Origin of the sequence: uncultured Porphyromonas sp. (genome assembly GCF_938046015.1) — a bacterium.
GTDB lineage: Bacteria > Bacteroidota > Bacteroidia > Bacteroidales > Porphyromonadaceae > Porphyromonas.
The window spans coordinates 1-18,851 of sequence record NZ_CALIXW010000007.1 but is presented as its reverse complement, the minus strand read 5'-3'; the positions used below and the strand labels follow the sequence as shown (position 1 = coordinate 18,851).

The 18,851-nt window shown below is 58.9% G+C and carries 11 protein-coding genes; 10 read left to right on the top strand and 1 reads right to left on the bottom strand.

The window, feature by feature from the left end:
• The first annotated feature begins 11 nt into the window (after positions 1–11).
• The 9 genes from Q0248_RS00840 (at position 12) to Q0248_RS00800 (ending at position 15,768) form a co-directional block, all read left to right on the top strand.
• Entirely contained in the window at positions 12–1,808 is a 1,797-nt protein-coding gene (locus Q0248_RS00840; RefSeq protein ID WP_299318617.1) for a chloride channel protein, read from the top strand.
• Positions 1,809–1,827: 19 nt separating this feature from the next.
• Positions 1,828–2,625 (top strand): HEAT repeat domain-containing protein, encoded by a 798-nt coding sequence (locus tag Q0248_RS00835; RefSeq protein WP_299318615.1) that lies wholly within the window; start codon positions 1,828–1,830, stop codon positions 2,623–2,625.
• Between the two features lie 10 nt (positions 2,626–2,635).
• Positions 2,636–3,328, top strand: coding sequence for an RNA pseudouridine synthase (locus tag Q0248_RS00830; protein ID WP_299318614.1), 693 nt, complete (start codon positions 2,636–2,638; stop codon positions 3,326–3,328).
• 1,747 nt (positions 3,329–5,075) lie between these two features.
• Positions 5,076–7,493: a TonB-dependent receptor gene (locus tag Q0248_RS00825; protein WP_299318612.1), complete on the top strand. Its 2,418-nt coding sequence runs from the start codon at positions 5,076–5,078 to the stop codon at positions 7,491–7,493.
• 2 nt (positions 7,494–7,495) lie between these two features.
• Entirely contained in the window at positions 7,496–8,938 is a 1,443-nt protein-coding gene (locus Q0248_RS00820; protein ID WP_299318611.1) for a hypothetical protein, read from the top strand.
• 36 nt (positions 8,939–8,974) lie between these two features.
• Positions 8,975–10,384 (top strand): hypothetical protein, encoded by a 1,410-nt coding sequence (locus Q0248_RS00815; protein ID WP_299318609.1) that lies wholly within the window; start codon positions 8,975–8,977, stop codon positions 10,382–10,384.
• A gap of 25 nt (positions 10,385–10,409) precedes the next feature.
• Complete coding sequence (locus tag Q0248_RS00810) at positions 10,410–11,531, top strand: DUF4876 domain-containing protein (protein ID WP_299318608.1); 1,122 nt, start codon at positions 10,410–10,412, stop codon at positions 11,529–11,531.
• Positions 11,532–11,843: 312 nt separating this feature from the next.
• Entirely contained in the window at positions 11,844–12,389 is a 546-nt protein-coding gene (locus Q0248_RS00805; protein ID WP_299318605.1) for a 30S ribosomal protein S16, read from the top strand.
• Between the two features lie 241 nt (positions 12,390–12,630).
• Positions 12,631–15,768 (top strand): TonB-dependent receptor, encoded by a 3,138-nt coding sequence (locus Q0248_RS00800; RefSeq protein WP_299318603.1) that lies wholly within the window; start codon positions 12,631–12,633, stop codon positions 15,766–15,768.
• A gap of 189 nt (positions 15,769–15,957) precedes the next feature.
• On the opposite strand, the gene Q0248_RS00795 is transcribed toward Q0248_RS00800, so the two are convergent.
• Entirely contained in the window at positions 15,958–17,025 is a 1,068-nt protein-coding gene (locus Q0248_RS00795) for a hypothetical protein (RefSeq protein WP_299318600.1), read from the bottom strand.
• Positions 17,026–18,066: 1,041 nt separating this feature from the next.
• Between Q0248_RS00795 and Q0248_RS00790 the strand changes: the two genes are divergently transcribed.
• Positions 18,067–18,543 (top strand): phosphohydrolase, encoded by a 477-nt coding sequence (locus Q0248_RS00790; RefSeq protein ID WP_299318598.1) that lies wholly within the window; start codon positions 18,067–18,069, stop codon positions 18,541–18,543.
• The last annotated feature ends 308 nt before the right edge of the window (positions 18,544–18,851 follow it).

Below are 18,851 nucleotides of genomic sequence, written 5' to 3'. Positions count from 1 at the left end.
GCTATCGCCTCATGAAGCTCGGACTAGCCACAGGCCGCACACTGCTGGAGCGCCTCATCGTTTGGCGCGAGCAGCATATCAGCGAGCGCTACTTCATCCTCTTGCTTAGCCTCTCCATCGGCGTCACGATGGCGCTGCTGGCGGCCTTCCTCAAGTTCATCATCCATCATATAGAGCGCTTCCTGCTGCTCGGTATCGACGAGCACAGCTACCTCTACTTGATCCTACCCGCGCTGGGGATCTTGCTGTCGCTGCTCTTCGTCCGCTACGTAGTGCGCGATGACATCAGTCACGGCGTGACGAAGGTACTGAGTGCCATCTCCCAGCGCAAGAGTCGGCTGAAGCCCCACAATACCTGGTCCTCGCTGCTGGCCAGTGCTATCACCATCGGCTTCGGGGGCTCGGTCGGGGCAGAGTCGCCCATCGTACTGACGGGAGCGGCTATTGGGTCGAACTTCGGCCGCCTCTTCCGCCTCGAGCAGCGCAACCTGATGCTGCTCATCGGCTGCGGTGTGGCTGGTGCGCTTGGGGGCATCTTCAAGGCGCCCATCACGGGGCTGGTCTTCGTCATCGAGGTGCTGCTGCTGGACCTGACGATGGCCTCGGTGCTGCCGCTGCTGGTGAGCTCGGTCTCCGCGGCCGCTGTGGCCTATATCCTCACGGGTAAGGAGATTCTCTTCCAGTTCATCCCCACAGACCCCTATCATATAGAGCGCATCCCGCTGATGATCCTTCTGGGGATCCTCTGTGGGCTGATCTCGCTCTATTTCTCCAAGACGATGTTCCGCATCGAGGGTGCTTTCAAGCGGGTGGAGAGCCGTCGCCGTCGCTACTTCATCTCCGCAGCCATCCTCTCCCTCTTGATCTTCCTCTTCCCTCCGCTCTATGGCGAGGGCTATGATGCGATCAATACGCTGCTGGACGGGCAGTATATCGAGCTCCTCGAGGGGAGCCTCTTCGAGGGCTTCGCCGGCTCCTATTGGGTCGTCTTTGCTTTCTTCCTCTTGACGCTGCTCTTCAAGGTCTTCGCCTCGGTGGCGACGAACTCGGGCGGCGGCTGCGGTGGTCTCTTCGCCCCCACGCTCTTTGCTGGCGGCCTCACGGGCTTTATCTTCTCCTACCTTGTCAATTACTTCTCCTCGCTGCAGGTCTTTATCTCGCCGAAGAACTACATCCTGCTCGGGATGGCGGGCCTGATGGCTGGGGTGATGCATGCCCCCTTGACGGGGGTCTTCCTCATCGCCGAGCTCTCGGGCGGCTACAACCTCTTCCTGCCGCTGATGCTGGTGTCGCTGACCTCCTTCGCCACGATACGTATCTTCATGCCGCACAGTATCTACTCGCTGCGCCTGGCGGAGCAGGGCAAGCTGCTGACGCATCAGAAGGATACGGCTGTGCTGACGCTGATGAATGTCGAGCACGTGCTGGAGCAGGACTTCGAGCGCGTCAGTCCCGACATGACCCTCGGGGAGATGGTGCGCGTCATCAGCGTCAGCCATCGCAATTCCTTCCCCGTCGTCGATAGCCAGGGGCTGCTGGTGGGGATCGTGGAGCTGGACAATGTACGCAACATCATGTTCCGCCCCGAGCTCTACGAGCGCTACCGCGTGCGCCGCTTCATGGTCACGCCCGAGGTCAAAGTCTATGCCTCGATGCCAATGACCAAGGTAATGCGCCTCTTCGACGAGACCAAGGCGTGGAAGATGCCCGTCGTCGACGATGAGGGTCACTACCTAGGCTTCATCTCCAAGAGTGCCATCTTCAATAGCTACCGCGAGGTGCTCAATGCGACCTTCATCGGCGACTAAGCCCAGTAGTTACCCATACATGACCCAAGCCAAACGTGTAGGCGCACGCTCGGTCGCTCAGATCCCTACAGACCTACTCGAGCAGATCAATCGAGGCGAGGCCGAGACGGCCAACCTCACCGAGTGGCTAGCTGTAGACCAGGTAGCCCTACTCGAGCACCAGCTCCACCTCCTCGGGCGGAGCGACTATCTCCCTGAGCTCCTAGCTCAGATCCGTGCCCAGAGGAAGCCCTCCACCCACAGTACCTGCAGCGTGATAGGTCGTAGCCTCGGCCAGCTCACTCGCCAGCAGGGAGACAAAGCCCTACTCCAGGAGCTGGCCGCACACCCCTCCGATATGCTCCGCTGCTGGGCGGCCTATGCCCAACCCTCGACGAGTCTGCAGGAGGCCCTGCGCTATATATACCCCTTCGCTCGAGACGAACACTTCGGCGTGCGGGAGGTCGCTTGGTTCGCCCTTCGTCAGCAGATCATAGACGAGCTGGACGAGGCGATCCCCGCGCTAGCACATTGGGCGAGGACGGATGAGAGTGAGTATATTCGCCGCTTTGCCTCTGAGGCTACGCGCCCTTGTGGGGTATGGTGCGCACACAGCACACGGCTCAAGGAGCAGCCCGAGCTGGGCTTGCCCATCCTGACACCCCTGCGTAGAGACCCCTCGCGCTATGTACAGAATAGTGTGGGGAATTGGCTCAACGATGCCTCCAAGACCCAGCCGCAGTTCGTCGAGCGCCTATGCGCGGCTTGGCTCGAGGAGCAGGACTGCCCCGAGACAAGGTACATCACCAAGCGCGCCCTACGTAGTCTCCATAAATGACCCCACTCCTATGGCTCATCCATACACCCCTATCCTAATCTACGAAGATAACCACCTGCTGGTGGTGAGCAAGCGCCCTGGCGAGATCGTCCAGGGAGATAAGACGGGCGACGAACCGCTGAGCGAAGCCCTCAAGGGCTACCTCAAGGAGAAGTATCAGAAGCCCGGCAATGTCTTCCTCGGGGTCGTCCATCGCCTCGACCGCCCCGTCGGAGGACTCGTCGTCTTTGCCAAGACGAGCAAGGGACTGAGCCGTATGAACGCGCTCTTCCGCCGTGGCGAGGTGCAGAAGCGCTACTGGGCCATCGTCACCGCCCGCCCGCCGAAGGAGTCGGACACGCTGGAGCACTACCTCGTGCGTAATGAGCAGCAGAACAAGAGCTATGTGGCGCAGCGTCCCGACCGCCCGGGGGCGAAGCTGGCACGCCTGAGCTACCGCCTGCTGGCCTCGGGCGATCGCTATCACCTCGTGGAGGTCGAGCTGCATACGGGCCGCCACCATCAGATACGCTGCCAGCTGGCGGCCATCGGCTGCCCTATACGGGGCGACCTCAAGTACGGGGCCGCGCGCAGCAATCCCGACGGCAGCATCAGCCTGCTCTCGCGCCGCACGACCTTCGTCCATCCCGTCAGCGGGATAGCGCTGGATCTGACGGCGCCCGTGCCCGACGAGCCGCTGTGGCACGCCCTCTCAGGCGAGTAGCTGCCTCGCCTGCCTCGTCTCGACCTAGCCCTAAGACTACGAGCCTCGGGGGCTGACCAGTACGGTCAGCCCCCGAGGCTTTTCTTATATCCCGCTTCGTCCCCACTAGGGACGGAGCGGGACGCCGCTGTCGGGAGCTCGCGCGGCCTGCTTACCCTCAACTCATAGTTAGGGATAGTCCTCGGATAGCTTCGGATTTTAGGGGCTTGTGTGGCTGTACAAGGCTTGTTCAGATGGCTTGAAGAAGCCCCTGCGGGGCGACCCAATCAAAGCCCAGGGTGCGTAGCCCTACAAGGGCGACCAAACCCTGGGTAGGCTAGATAAATAGGAATAAAGCCCTACAGGGGCGACCCGCAAAGCGTCCGCGGTGTAGCATCATACCGCTGTGCGCTTGGTCTTCCTTGTTTTGAGGATCGCCCCTGTAGGGCTCGCTGAATAAGGGAATGCTTTACCCAGGGTTCTGTCACGCTTACAGCGTTCCTTCACCCTGGGCTTTGGACGGGTCGCCCCGCAGGGGCTTGCGCAGCTGCTTGCCCTTAGCTGATGGTTAGGGATAGGCTGCAGGGAACTTGGGCTGTCGGGGGCTTGTGCGGCCGCTTGCCCTTAGCCATCCGATAGACTCTGCGGACGGAGCTGATGCTGTTGGGAGCTCGCGCGGCCCGCTTGCCCTTAGCTGATGGTTAGGGATAGTCCTCGAATAGCTTCGGATCTTAGGGGTGTGTGCGGCTGCACAAGGCTTATTCAGATGGCTTGGAGAAGCCCCTGCGGGGCGACCCAATCAAAGCCCAGGGTGCGTAGCCCTGCAAGGGCGACCAAACCCTGGGTAGGCTAGATAAATAGGAATAAAGCCCTACAGGGGCGACCCTCAAAACGTCCATAGTGTAGCGTCATACCGCTTGGAGCTTAGTCTTACTTTTTTGAGGGTCGCCCCTGTAGGGCTCATTAAGCAAGGGGCTGCTTTACCCAGGGTTCCGTCACGCTTACAGCGTTCCCTCACCCTGGGCTCTGGACGGGTCGCCCCGCAGAGGCTTGCGCAGCTGTTTGCCCTTAGCTGATCGTTAGGGATAGTTCTCGGATAGCTTCGGATTTTAGGGGCTTGTACAGCTGCACAAGGCTTATTCAGATGGTTTGGAGAAGCTCCAACGGGGCGACCCAATCAGAGCCCAGGGTGCGTAGCCCTGCAAGGGCGACCAAACCCTGGGTAGGTTAGATCAATAGGAATAAAGCCCTACAGGGGCGACCCTCAAAACGTCCGTGGGGTAGCGTCATACCGCTTGGAGCTTGAGGCTGTCGGGGGCTTGGTCTATCGGGGAAGGGGCGCTGAGGGATATCAGTCAGCCTCACGAGGGTCGTCAGTCAGCACGCTGAGGGACGTCCCTCAGCCTCGTGAGGGATATCAGTCCGCGCGCTGTGTCCGAGGGGCGGCGAAGGCAGGGTGTGCTGGGCTGCCCTGTCTGGGCACGCTAGGGAGCACACTCGCCCCTCGACGGAGGCTGCGGGTAGGGGCTAGACGGGCTGGCGAGGAGGATAAGGAAGGGAGCTAGAGGAGGGGGCGGCGAGGGCTGTTTGGGCAAAATGCCGCAGGGGATCGGCATTACTTGGTACTCCGCGGGGGGAAGCGAGACAAAATTACCCACTACTGGGTATTGAACGGCTCAAAGCCTTGGGATATCTTTGCCCTCGTACCAAGACCGCCTGGCCCCTAGCCACCAGGACCGATCGTCGCAACATCATGAAATGAATATCTATGCAAGCTAGACAAGTACCTAAATGCATCCCCTGGACTCGTCTCTACGGGCTCAGTGGCTTGCTCCTAGCCCTGCCCCTGATCTGCCCACTACCTCTGGCAGCCGACCCCGGGACAGCGAGCTACCTCGAGACTAAGGCAGAGCAGCACCAGCTCTCCTTCATCATACGCAGCGAGCGTACTCGAGAGCCCATCATCGGCGCTATCGTGCGCTGCTCTGGAGCGCTTAGTCCCAACTCTACCGACGTGCAGGGGCAGTGCACGCTGCGCTTCCGCAGCCTCCCCACGACGCTCCGTGTAGAGGTCAGCTCCGTCGGCTACAAGAAGCTGGTGCGCAGCCTGACGCCCACCGAGGGCAAGCCCATCACCCTCTTCCTCAAGGAAGATGTACGCGAGATCGACAAGGTCACTGTGACGGCGCGACAGCGCCATACCACCCAGCTCCAGCAGACGGCACGCATCAGTAGTGAGCAGCTGGAGAAGGGGGGCGCCACCTCGCTGGCGAAGATGCTCGAGACCATACCAGGCGTCAGCTCCATCAGCACGGGGAGCACGGTCGCCAAGCCCGTGATCCAGGGCATGCACAGCAGCCGTATCCTCCTGATGAATAATGGCGTGCGCCTCGAGAGTCAGAGCTGGGGCGCTGACCACGCCCCCGAGATCGACTACACCAGCTCCAGCATGGTCGAGGTCGTCAAGGGCGCCGAGTGTGTACGCTATGGCTTCGGGGCTATGGGGGGCGTCGTCCTGCTCAATGACGCACCGCTCCCACATGGGCAGGACCGCCTGCACTTCAGCGGCAAGGCTAATGTGGGCTACGATACCAACGCCCGCGGCTTCAGCGGATCGACGACCCTCGAGACGGGCTACCGCCGCTGGGGGCTGCGCCTGCACGGGATGTACACGCGCGGCGGAGACTACAGCACCGCAGAGTATGTACTGAACAATACGGGCTACAATACCATCAGCCTCTCGGGGCAGCTCGGCTATCACGGCAGCCGCGTGACCGCCACGCTCCTCTCCAGCCTCTACTATCAGCGCAGCGGCATCTACTACGCCAGTAAGGTGTCGGACCTGGACCAGCTGACCAAGCGCTTCGAGTACGGGCGTCCCGATCCCTCGAGCTTCTACCCCTTCTCCTATACCATCAAGCCTCCCTTCCAGCAGTCGCAGCACTTCACCCTCAAGGGAGAGCTGAAGTGGACGATCAATGATGACCACAAGGTGGACGTCACGGCCTCCTTCCAGGAGAACCTCCGCCAGGAGTTCGAGAACCGTAAGAAGACCGAGTGGAGCTGGGTGCCGATGCAGGACCTGATCCTCAAGACCTTCAAGGTCGACCTAGGCTGGCACGCACGCTGGCACCGCTGGGGCATGACCACCGATGTAGGGTCGGCAGGCACCTACCAGACCAACTACAACTACCCAGGGACGAAGCAGCCCGCCTTCGTGCCGAACTTCGCCGCCCTCACCATGGGTGGGCACGTGCTGCACAAGGCACAGTTCGGCGCCCTGCAGTGCGCCCTCGGGATGCGCTACGACTTCCGCGTGATGAGCGTCAATGGCTATACGAGCCTCAGCAACTATACCTACTACGACGACTTCAAGCTCTATAGCAACTTCACCAGCAGCCTAGCCTCACACTATACCTTCAACGACCACTGGGACGTGCGTGCCAATATCGGCTGGTCGTGGCGCCCACCGGATATCAACGAGCTCTACGCCATCGGACTGCAGGAAGGCTCGTACTGGGTCGTGGGGAATAAGAGCCTGGAGAGCGAGCGCGGCTACAAGCTCGTCCTCGGCGGACGCTACCGCACGCCTTTGCTCTCCATCGAGCCAAGCGCCTTCTACCAGCACATCGACAGCTATATCTACGACCATATAGGGCAGGGGAAGGAGCGCTATCACAATCACCCGAGCGGGAAGTACCCCAAGTTCGTCTACGATCAGGATGACGTACGCCTCTACGGCGGCGACATCGAGGCTACGGTGCAGGCGATGCCGGGGCTGACCTTCGTGGGCAAGGGCGAGTGGATCCTAGCGCGCAATAGGACGCGTGGCGGCTGGCTGCCCTTCATGCCCTCCGACCGCTATGGGCTCTCGGGGACCTACGAGCGGAGCTTCGGGCAGCGAGGTAAGTACCACGGCTCGCTCTCGCTCTCGGGGCTCTACGTGACGAAGCAGACGCGCTTCGACCCCGACAAGGACCTGGTCTCCGATTCGCCCGACCCTTACTTCTTGCTCAACGGGACCTTAGAGTTCGGCATCCGACTGCCTGAGCGCCGCGAGGTCAAGTTTATGCTCGTCGGGGACAACATCCTCAACGCGCTGTACAAGGAGTACACCGACCGCTTCCGCTACTACGCCCATGAGCGTGGTATCAACCTCTCCCTACGTACCCTCATCAAGTTCTAGATATGAATAAGACACTCTACGGATCGCTCCTCGCCCTCGGGGCACTGCTGCTGACGAGCTGCTCGGAGGACCGCGTGGATGAGTTCTTCAAGGGCCTCATCCAGGCACCCGCCTCCTCCATCGAGCGTGATGTCAAGGGCCACGAGCAGATCTATGCCATCCATGCCATCCTGCGCGTGGCGGTCAAGGGCGCCACCATCGGCGTCGGCCCCGACGGCAGCGAGCAGGTCCAGACCTACGCCAGCTACCACGTGGTAGGCGACGGGCACAACATCCCGCTGATGCAGGAGATCGACATCGCCAAGGACGATGAGGGACAGATGACCATCGTCTCGGAGCGTGACCACTTCGACGTCGTCGTCTCCGATAACCTCTACTACGGCCTCGAGCTCAAGTACTACGACCAGAATGGGATGCTGATCAACCACCAGTTCTCAGGCTATCCCTTCAAGCGCAGCAAGGAGGGCTATCCCATCCCTGACGAGGATAACGCCACGCTGCTGGTGCATCAGCACTTCTTCGGCATAGGTAATAGCTCGCTGAACCAAGCCTTCACCTCGGGCGGCAAGACCGAGACGCGCAAGGCCACCTACCTGGCCTACCCCCGTACGCTCGGGGATCAACCCCTGTACTACGACCGCTATACCTTCCGCGACAAGGGGGGGAAGGCCGAGCTCGCCTCTAAGTTCTCCACGAGCAACATCTTTGCCCCAGAGAACTACACCCTAGGCGGCAACCTCGTCCCCTACAGCCAGGAGCTCGCCTGGCGCTCTATCGAGGTCTCGGGCAAGCCTGAGTACGCCGAGCCCTACACGGCCAAGGACGGCAAGACCTACCGCCTCTACAAGGGCATCGACCTACAGACGTTGGGGAAGCTCACCCCTGAGCTCTTCACCTATGAGTACCGCGACACGGATCCCGTAGAGGAGGAGCTGGGCAAGACCTTCACCGACAGCTACAGCGATGACTTCGTAGACCCAGACACGGACGCCCCACGCCAGCGCTATGGTGAGACGGTGGGCTTCCTGCGCCAGAGCCGTAGCCTCGACGTGGGGACACCCCGCGACCGACTGGGCTTCAAGGGCGTCATGCAGTTCCGCAAGGCTAACCTAGCCTTCCAGCTCCAGGTGCGTATCTGCCATATCCAGAATAAGGTGTCCCGCATCGTCGGCGAGACGGAGAAGCCCGCCAAGTACGGCAATGTGGCTAACTCCAACGAAGGCTACCTCTGGGACTTCAACCAGCTACAGCCGGGCTGGGATAGCTTCGACATCGACTACCCCCTGCCTATCCGCGTGATCGCCGACGCTAAGGACGGAGCCGAGAAGTGCTACGAGTCGGTCAAGCGCTACTACCCCCAGGTCGACAAGACGAAGCTCTGGCAGCTCCTCTCCTCGCCCGCGAGCTACCTCCAGCAGTACCGGCACAATGTGGTACTCATGTAGTCACCTCCCCTCCACCCACTATACCGAGAAGATCAGATGAATAGAATACTTCTATCCGCGCTGGCGCTGCTGGGGCTCTGTAGCCTCCTCACGTCTTGCGATAGCTTCGTCTTCGGCAACGTCCATGTGGACTACGAGGACAGCCCCCTCAATGCTAAGGCCGTCCCGCACAGCGGCGCCGACCGCTACGTCGATAGCCTGCTGAAGGTCAAGGTCAGCGAGCCGCTGCAGAATCCCGACCCTGAGGGCGCCTTCAAGGACTGGGCGACCTGCCTGGTGATGTTCAAGGAAGGCCACTCCCACGGCAGCGAAGGGATGGTGCACGGCAACTTCGTCTACCACAATGCCCCTTGGCGTCAGGAGGAGTTCGCCATCATCCACAACGGCATGGGGCCTTGGCCTCGGGTCGATATCCAGCGCAGCAGCACCGTCACCTACCTCGAGCAGAGCGAGGGCAAGCAAGGCCCCGACTACATCCGCATCATAGGTGGGAAGCTCAAGCGCTGGGGGCTCGTCCTCTACTTCTTCGATAAGGAGGGGCGCCTGATGAACGACCGTATCCTCGAGCAGTCCGACCAGTACCAGATCTTCTTCACCGTCAGTGAGGTCGACGACAAGGGGCAGCCCTATGAGGTGATGGACGTGCGTGGCACCTGGCGCCCAGGCCGTGACCAGTTCGGCGAGTGGGTCAAGGGCGGTACGATCGACCCCAAGCCCATCCCCTCACCCACCTTCGCGGGTAAGTCCACCTGGCAGGATCGGGCGAAGCTGACCCCCAGCATCTTCCAGTACACCTACCGCGATACCTGGGTGCATGACGCCATGGGGGACGGTGTGCGCGAGCTCTTCAACCAGCGCCTCCTACCGCCGCTGACCAAGGACGATGCCAACTGGGCGGTAGGCCCCTACGACCAGGACCGCGTCGGGCTGAAGGGACACTTCAACTTCGACATCGAGGCCGACGAGAGCGACCGCGCCCACCGCGACTGGCCGCTGGAGATCACGCGCCGCGTAGACCCCACAACGGGGCAGGGCGGACGCTACACGCGCCCCACCTACCTCCTGCCGCGCTTCTACCTCTCCGTGCGTGTCATGAAGTGTCCCAAGGGTAAGAAGGCGCTCATCCCACGCGACACCTACCTCAGCCGCCACTCGACCTACCAGTTCCTCAGCAAGTTCATCTGCGCCGACGCGCACAACCCGGACGAAGCGAAGGAGTACGGTGCAGACTCGCAGTGGAAGGATGTGCTGCGCTTCAACATCCCGATCAAGGTCTTCTGCAGCAGCTTCGACACCGACCCGACGACGATCGATCCCAACGACCCCTTCTACTACTTCCTCGGGCAGGAGATCGGTCTGCGCTCGGAGGAGGCCCTCGAGGCGGCGCAGAATGTACAGACCCATGGCGTGGGCGGTGGCTCAGGCCTCGGCAACTGGTTCCTCTAGACAAGCTCCCTAACCCCGTATATATATGACCAAGCATAGCCTATCCCGCTACGGCCTCTACCTGCTGCTCGCCCTCGTGGCAGGGCTCAGCAGCTGTACCCGCAACGGGATGCCCAAGAAGCAATCCAACGCCCGCAGCCGTGTCGACCACCTCATCATCAAGGAGGTCTTCTACATCGGGCACTACTGGCAGCGCGACTCCAAGAAGTACGGCTACCTCTCTCCCAAGCAGATGTACGACGACGATCAGTACATCGTCATCTACAACCCCACCGACGAGGTCAAGTACCTCGACGGCCTGGCCCTCTGCTCCAACGCCATCGACCCTTCGACGAGCCTGCAGTTCGCCCCCAAGGACAACTTCGTCAACCAGTACTACGGCGTCGGCAGCATGATGTGCTTCCCCGGCACGGGCAAGGACCACCCCATCCAGCCCAAGCAGGAGGTCGTCATCGCCAAGTACGCCATCGACCACAAGGCGAACTATGTCCGCGAGCTCGAGGAGGCCTCCAAGGACGAGCCCGATGAGCCCTTCGACATCAAGGAGTACCACGGCTACGAGGCCTTCCTCGACCTAAGTAAGGCCGACTTCGAGTGGACCAATGCCGCCTTCCTCTCCAGTGATGCCAAGGGGAAGAACAACCCCAAGGTACCCGATCTCGAGGCTATCTACACCTATACGGATAGCTACGGGAAGCTCGCCCCCGCCTACAACTTCCACGACGTCTCGGAGCGTAGCGGGCTGGCGCTGATCCGCCTGCCGTGGACCAAGGAGGACTTTGCCAAGAACCACAAGGACAGCAAGGGACACCGCGGCTACCTGCACTACATCACCGTCACCAGTAGCAGCTTCGCCGACTTCTACGTCATCGAGGTGCCCTTCAGCCACGTCATCGACTGCATCACCATCTGCCCCAAGCGCCTCTACCAGATGCGTCCCACTAAGCTGGACCGCGGCTACAACGCCGTCACGGAGGTAGCCTCGCGCAATACGCCGAAGAACGAGTACCCCCGTATCTCGGGGCTGGCGCTGTCGCGCCGCTGGGACGGGCGTAAGTTCGTGGACGACGACAATACGACCTCGGACTTCGAGATCAAGGTCGCCTCGCGCTCTAATAAGGACAGCCAGGGCAAGATCATCCGCTAGTCCGCAGCTAGGGGGCTTCACCGTCCCGCTTAGCTTCCCGCTCCGTGAGGGATACCAGTCAGTACCTCTGACTGGTATCCCTCACGTGCTTTACGGACGTCCCTCAGTCACCTGACTGATATCCCTCAGGGCGGCTCCCCTTAGCTAGGTGCTGCGCTGCGCCTTATCCATTCCCAGCCCCCCGAGCCAAGGGGCCTTGCCACGGGAGCTCGGCGGCACATCCCTACGGGAGTATTGCTATCTCCAGTATTTGGAGTATCTTTGCGGCGACTAATGCAAGTAAGCAAGAGTTACTAACCTAGATTCAACTAAATGGCAACTAAGATTAGATTGCAGCGCCACGGTCGTAAGGCTTACGCCTTCTACAAGATCGTCGTCGCAGACAGTAGAGCGCCACGAGATGGCAAGTTTATTGAGAAGATTGGTACCTACAACCCCAACACCAATCCTGCCACAGTAGATTTGAACTTCGAGCGCGCTTTGTATTGGCTCAACACGGGGGCTCAGCCCACCGACACCGCTCGTAGCATCCTCTCCCACGAAGGCGTCCTGCTGAAGAAGCACCTCCAGGGCGGCGTACAGAAGGGTGCCTTCGACGAAGCAGCAGCAGAGGCTAAGTTCGAGGCTTGGAAGGCTAAGAAGGACGGCCAGCTGAGCAATGTCAAGGCTAGCCTGGCTAAGAACAAGGAGAACGCTGCTAAGGCTGCCCTCGAGGCAGAGCAGGCTGCCAACAAGGCTAAGGCTGCTGCCGTAGCTGCTAAGAAGCAGGCTGAGGCTGAGGCTAAGGCTGCTGCCGAGGCAGAGGCTGAACCCGCACAGGAAGAAGCACCCGCACAGGAAGAAGCAAGCGCAGAATAATCGAGACCTCACGCTCCACGGAGATGTACTCGATCTAATATGACGGATACCCACACCTTCGCCCCCACTAGGAGACGAGTGTGGGTATCCGTATTTTACTTATCCCCCCTCTAGTCCTAGGGCGGGGGCTCAGGCGATGACTCCTAGTGACTAGGACGCATCGTCCCACACCTAGCATAGGCTGCGAGCGCGTAGCCACTACCATCTAATTTACCTCTCACCACTTCACAAAAGCAAGCGTATGAAGAAGTCTCTACTTCGTCTCTTCGCCCTGGCGATGATCTGCCTTGCCTCGTCCAGCCTCTGGGCGCAGGTGACGACCTCGGCCCTCACGGGTACGGTCACGGATCAGGCCTCTAAGGAACTCCTCATCGGCGCAAGTGTCGTCGCCAAGCACCTCCCCTCGGGGACGACCTATGGCGCCGTGACCAACGCCAAGGGGAACTACAGCATCGTCGGGATGCGCCCTGGAGGCCCCTACAGCATCACCGTCTCCTATATCGGCTACGATGCCCTTACCCTCAATAACATCAGCCTCGCACTCGGCGAGACCGAGACCATCAATGTCAAGCTGAAGGACGGTGCGACGCAGATCACCGAGGTCGTCGTCACGGGGAAGAAGGGCAGTGCCTTCAACCTCCAGAAGACGGGCGCTGGGACGAGCTTCTCCCGCCGCAACATCGAGCGCGTGCCTACCGTATCACGCAGCATCATGGACATCGCCAGGCTCACACCGCAGTCCAACGGTAACGGCTCCTTCGCTGGCGCCAACAGCCGCTTCAATAGCTTCCAGATCGACGGTGCTGTCAACAACGACGTCTTCGGGCTCGGACAGAGCGGCAAGAACGCTATCTCCATCGAGGCCATCGATGCCCTACAGGTCGTCATCGCCCCCTTCGACGTCCGTCAGTCGGGCTTCACGGGTGGCGGCATGAACGCCATCACCAAGTCTGGGACCAACAGCCTGCACGGCTCGGTCTATGACTTCTACCACAATCAGGACTTCTACGGATCGACCGCAGGCAAGGATGTGGCTAAGCGCACCAAGCTGTCCAAGCAGTATGAGAACACCGTCGGCTTCACCCTCGGCGGGCCCATCATCAAGGACAAGCTCTTCTTCTTCGCCAACGCTGAGTACGTCAAGAAGGTCACACCCGCTACCTTCATCCCTGGCGATGGCCTCTCCCGTATCACCGTCGAGGAGGCTGAGCAGGTAGCCAAGAAGCTCCAGGAGCTCGGCTACGACGCGGGTGGCTACAAGGCACAGGATATCCCCGAGGAGACCTACAAGGGGCTGCTGCGTCTGGACTGGAACATCAACCAGGCCCACCACCTTACCCTGCGCTACAGCCACATCGATGACAAGCCCTACGTCTTCAGCAATAGCGCCACGCAGCTCAAGTTCAGTAACTACGGCTACACCAAGCGTAGCGTCACCAACACCTTCGTCGCCGAGCTCAACTCCCGCCTCTCCAGCACCGTCTCCAACGAGCTGCGTGCTAGCTACAGCGGTATCCGTGACAAGCGCAGCTTCCCTGGGAAGCCCTTCCCCTCTGTGACGATCAACCTCAGTGGTGGCCGTCGTATCTTCGCCGGTACCGACCCCTTCTCGGGGGCCAATGAGCTGGATCAGGACATCTTCTCCCTGACCGACAACCTCACGCTCAGCGCTGGGAACCACACCTTCACCTTCGGTACGCATAACGAGTTCTTCCGTATGCGCAACCTCTTCATCAATAACCTCTACGGCACCTACGAGTACCGCAACCGCGAGGTTCCCAACCCTGCCGGAGGCCGTCCCATCGTACAGCCTGGGCTCGTGGACTTCATGACCATAGGCACGGCTGGTGAAGTGGGTCCCTCGACCTACAACCTCTCCCGCGTCAACACCGCTGTGACGGGTACTCCCCTCTGGTCGCCTCAGTTCCACGCTGGCCAGGTCAGCCTCTATGCACAGGACGACTGGAAGGTCAACGACCAGCTGCGCCTGACCTACGGTCTGCGTGTCGATGCTCCCTTCTTCCTCGACCGTCCTACGGAGAACAAGAAGTTCAATAGTGGCGACATCGCTCGCGAGTACGACGTGACCAACCACTACCTCCCCAGCATCAAGCCCCTCTTCTCTCCCCGCTTCGGCTTCCGCTACTCGGTAGATGAGGACCGCCGCTACACGATCCGCGGGGGTACGGGTGTCTTCACCGGTCGCGTGCCCTTCGTATGGATCTCCAATAGCTTCTCCAACTCGGGCATCGAGGTCGAGCGCACTTCGCTCTACGCGGGCAACAACAAGACGCTCGGCTCTGTCCGCTTCAGCGCTGACCCACGTAGCGCCCAGAGCAACGCTAACTTCGTCCCTGGCTCCACTGAGGTAGACCTCGTGGCGAAGAACTTCACCTACCCTCAGGTATGGCGTACCAACCTCGCCTTCGAGGCTAACCTTCCCTGGGGTGTCAAGGCGTCGATCGAGGGGATGTTCACCAAGAACCTGAACAACATCCGCTACCGCAACCTCGCCCTCAGCCCAGACAAGGCGATCACCCACGCTCCTGGCCAGGTGCGTCCCACCTATACACGTCGCGAAGACAAGCTCTATTCCTCCGTCATCATGATGGAGAACTCGAATAAGGGCTACACCTATAACTTCACCGCCACGCTGAGCAAGGACTTCGGTCACGGCCTCGATGCCTCGGTAGCCTATACCTACGGTGCGGCTGTCGTCGGCAATGACGGGCTCTCCAGCCAGGCTGAGTCGAACTGGAAGTTCAACTACTCGAACGATATCAACGCCGACGAAGTCAGCTACTCCAGCTTCGACCTTCGCCACCGCCTGATCGCCCAGCTCAACTACCGCGTCGAGTACGCCAAGCACTTCGCCACCACGATCGGCCTCATCTACAACGGCCAGTCGGGTCCTCGCTACTCTATCCTCTACAATGGCGACATCAACGGCGATGGTACGAGCAACGACCTAGCCTACCTGCCCTCGACGATGGCCTCCAGCTCGCGCTCTGCGATGGACTACGCTACCTTCCTCAAGGAGAATCCCGACATCGCTCAGTACGTAGGTCGCATCGCACCTCGTAATGCCTTCGTCGCTCCCTTCATCCACAAGGTAGACCTGCACTTCGCTCAGGACTTCTTCGTCAACGTAGGCGGCCGCCGTCACACGCTGCAGCTCAACGCCGACGTCATCAACCTGACGAACCTGCTGAACCGCGGCTGGGGTATGGAGCCCTATGTGAACTACAGCAGCATCACGCCGATCACCGTGCTGCGTGACGGGAGCTACGAGTTCAACCACGCTACTAAGCAGCCCTGGAGCTACAGCGACATCAACTCTCGCTGGCGTGCTCAGGTCGGTCTGAAGTACATCTTCTAGCCCTCCCCTCGCTCCCTCAGCGGGAGCCTCCCAAAAAGGCGTAGCGCCTCGCCCCCACCTGGGGACGAGGCGCTACGCCTTTCTCTGTCCTGCTTGCCCTAGCTGCTCGCCGCGCTACTTATCTCCCGTCAAGGGCAAAGCTCGCACGGTAGGCAAGCATACCCTAAACGTCTTGAACTTAGGGGTAGCTTATTTATGATCTCGTTTAACTTCCTTGTATTTTCCCTCTCCTTCTATATAGGCATATCCTGTGAACTTTGCCTCCTCGAATCTCTTCATAAAGGCAGATTGATCAATGGGTATACCCTCAGTGATTATAGCACTTATGGGGTCTCTTTCTTTTTTCCCTCTAGGCGTATCTTCTCTTTCTGCTCTGCTTAATTTCCTATCAAGGTGGTGGTATAATGTTCTCACCATCTCAATTAAGTTAGGATTGGGGATAAAGGCCTTCTTCTCTGTGTGAATATAGCCAAGTATATACTGAGGAGGAATGATTGCCTTGATACATATCTCGTCTTCCTCGGGAAAGGGAGAAGACTTGTATACAGGTAAGTCCAGGCTTTCGATCTGCTTGTTGCATTCATTCAGATCTTGGTATTTCAAGAAGCGATCCTGCTCTGAGCTTGGGACCCAACTAATGATAAGGATGCCTTCATCTTTCTTAGTCTTCCCCCTAAGAAAGCTTAGAGCTTGTTCATACTTTTTGCTCGTCGAGATCATATAGCACGCAGGAAATTGCCTACCTGCGTCAAAGGCATGCAGCAGTGCGACGTAATAGTCTTTTACATCTGCCCTACACGCTAAGCCCTTGATCTTCTTGAGAAACTTATCTTTATTGCCAGGAGCCTCGAAGAACCCTTTAATTCCTGGGTTCTCCTTAAGGAATTCCTTTCTAGAGGTATATCTTTCTGGCTCGGCTGAGGATGTAAAAATCTCGTGTAAGCGGTCGAAGAGCTCCGCGAAGACGTTGTCGCTAACATCGTTTATATCAAACTTCCAGTCATTATCCCGTGCGTAGCGATTGGCCTTTTCCCCCAGCATGAACAGCATATCAGATAATGGCCCGATATTATCTAAGTCTACACCGTACCTACTGACATCAAAGGTCCCTCGATAGACTGTTACTTTAGACTTAGCACGATAGTACTTGTCGATAAAGCGTTCTAACAGCTGTCTATCGCTATCGTCTAGAGGACTCCCATCTGGCATGCACCATTCATTTACGAGGTCGCTTTCTAGTACTTTGAGTTGCTTCATAGTTATGTCTTGAATAAGTAGCTATTAAGTTGAATGTACGTCTCGAAGGTAATCAAATCTCTTGACTTCTAGTTCTCATCTGTGGTGTGACTACTTGTCACAAGTATGAGTACTCTAGCTTTGAGCCCCTCGCCCCTCACCCAAGGGCACCACAGTGCTAGGCAAGGTAACGACCTTTACCTATGACCTCGAACAAGGATCTGTATACGCTGCGAAGCTCCCCCAAGTCGCTCAGTAAAGGAAGAAAGGCAGTACAGCGAAGGGTAAACAGCCGCGCCGCGACCTGACTGCCTTGCTCCAGCTCCGCGAGGGGCATCCATCAGCTCGCTGACTGCTATCCCTCACGCCTCTGACTGACGGCACTCAGCGCACTGACTGATACCCCTCGGAGGCCTTCCCTTGCTGTGCGGGGCTTATTGGCGCAGGGCTTGTCTCGCGCTGCCTTGCTAGCTTCGCTTCGACATGTACGTATCCTGGTTTCGGTGTATGGGGATTCAGAGGGGTAGCAGAGATGCAGTATTAACGAGCCTAGCCTTTAGGATAGGTGGCATTTATGCAGCTAAGGAAGAAGGCTCCAAGAAAAGGGGAAGACGCTCGCGGTGAGCGTCTTCCCCTTTTCGCTGCTACTTGTTAGCTGGCTCCTACTGGTCGATGAGCATAATACAAGGTAAAGACCAGAAGTTTGGCTATTCGGGTGTAACGCTGGTGTAGATTGGGGGCTACATCCCTTCTCGGGGGAGGTAATAGATTTCTATTCCTATATTTGCTAGCACTGACAAGAGGATAAGTTAATTCCCCTGGGGCTCGACGAATAAGCATCGCACATTAAGCCTAGGACATCCCCAAGGAATAGGTAACTAATCTCAATAGCGCCCTCTGAGCGAGCTCGAGCAGGAGATACTTGGCTTTACTCCCAAGTACTCGGTGCCCTACAACATGAGTGGGATACCCTTTGTCGCTAGAAAAGCAATAGTCTTGGGTGTCATCCCTAAGGCCTCCTGCTCATCATTCATCGCGGTGCTTCCTAAGAAAAGTTGATCTATGGAGAAGAACATTTGGATAACATCAGCAGCAGCGCTAGCTAGGCGCTTGCATAAGGGTCAGGTCGATAAGGCTGGGCTGGACTACTTCGAGGGGCATCTCTCTACGGTTGCCTCTATGGGAAGGACGTGGCAAGAGCACGTGGTGGGCTATCTTCATGACGCCAGTGAAGATACGCCCCACACAGTAGAGGAGACCCTGTCTTTACTTGAGGAGGAGGCGCAACAGCGATTAGGCAAAGAAGACCGGGAGGAATTGGCCACAGCTCTGCACCTACTCAATCATCATAATTCCCCCGATAGGGCCTCGTACATTCGGGCCATAGGTGAGCATCCTCTAGCGAGAGCCGTTAAGCTGCATGACCTACGTCACAATATGGACCTTTCGCGCTTGTCCTCCCCCTCACCAAAGGACCTCACCAGACGCGAACGGTATCAGCGTGAGTACGACTATCTATCCTCTCGCTCCTCTCGCTAGCACGTCTCTCCGCCGCTGAACGGCTGCCCCAGACTTACCAATGCAGCAGTGGGCGAAGATGTGACGGAGGACGGTGCCGCTGGTGATCTCGCCGCCCGTGCCTCCGCCGAGCGCACTGATGGCCAAGCGAAGGGCAAACAAGAAGTACTGCGCCTCATAAGGGAGAGCCAAGGGATAACGACTTAGATAGCGAGAGGAGAGCTCGCTGGAGCGAGGAGAACGAAGGGTGAGTGGAGAGGGAAGGGAGAAAAGGAGAAGGAGGAAAGGGAAAAAGGGGAGCGCCCCCTCGCTGCGGTAGTGCAGCGAGG

What these genes read in the sequence shown, in the direction of transcription:
- Q0248_RS00795 (WP_299318600.1), bottom strand. Translation starts at nt 17,025, where the DNA reads ATGAAGCAACTCAAAGTACTAGAAAGCGACCTCGTAAATGAATGGTGC.
- Q0248_RS00815 (WP_299318609.1), top strand. Translation starts at nt 8,975, where the DNA reads ATGAATAGAATACTTCTATCCGCGCTGGCGCTGCTGGGGCTCTGTAGC.
- Q0248_RS00800 (WP_299318603.1), top strand. Translation starts at nt 12,631, where the DNA reads ATGAAGAAGTCTCTACTTCGTCTCTTCGCCCTGGCGATGATCTGCCTT.
- Q0248_RS00840 (WP_299318617.1), top strand. Translation starts at nt 12, where the DNA reads ATGAAGCTCGGACTAGCCACAGGCCGCACACTGCTGGAGCGCCTCATC.
- Q0248_RS00790 (WP_299318598.1), top strand. Translation starts at nt 18,067, where the DNA reads ATGGAGAAGAACATTTGGATAACATCAGCAGCAGCGCTAGCTAGGCGC.
- Q0248_RS00820 (WP_299318611.1), top strand. Translation starts at nt 7,496, where the DNA reads ATGAATAAGACACTCTACGGATCGCTCCTCGCCCTCGGGGCACTGCTG.
- Q0248_RS00805 (WP_299318605.1), top strand. Translation starts at nt 11,844, where the DNA reads ATGGCAACTAAGATTAGATTGCAGCGCCACGGTCGTAAGGCTTACGCC.
- Q0248_RS00830 (WP_299318614.1), top strand. Translation starts at nt 2,636, where the DNA reads ATGGCTCATCCATACACCCCTATCCTAATCTACGAAGATAACCACCTG.
- Q0248_RS00835 (WP_299318615.1), top strand. Translation starts at nt 1,828, where the DNA reads ATGACCCAAGCCAAACGTGTAGGCGCACGCTCGGTCGCTCAGATCCCT.
- Q0248_RS00825 (WP_299318612.1), top strand. Translation starts at nt 5,076, where the DNA reads ATGCAAGCTAGACAAGTACCTAAATGCATCCCCTGGACTCGTCTCTAC.
- Q0248_RS00810 (WP_299318608.1), top strand. Translation starts at nt 10,410, where the DNA reads ATGACCAAGCATAGCCTATCCCGCTACGGCCTCTACCTGCTGCTCGCC.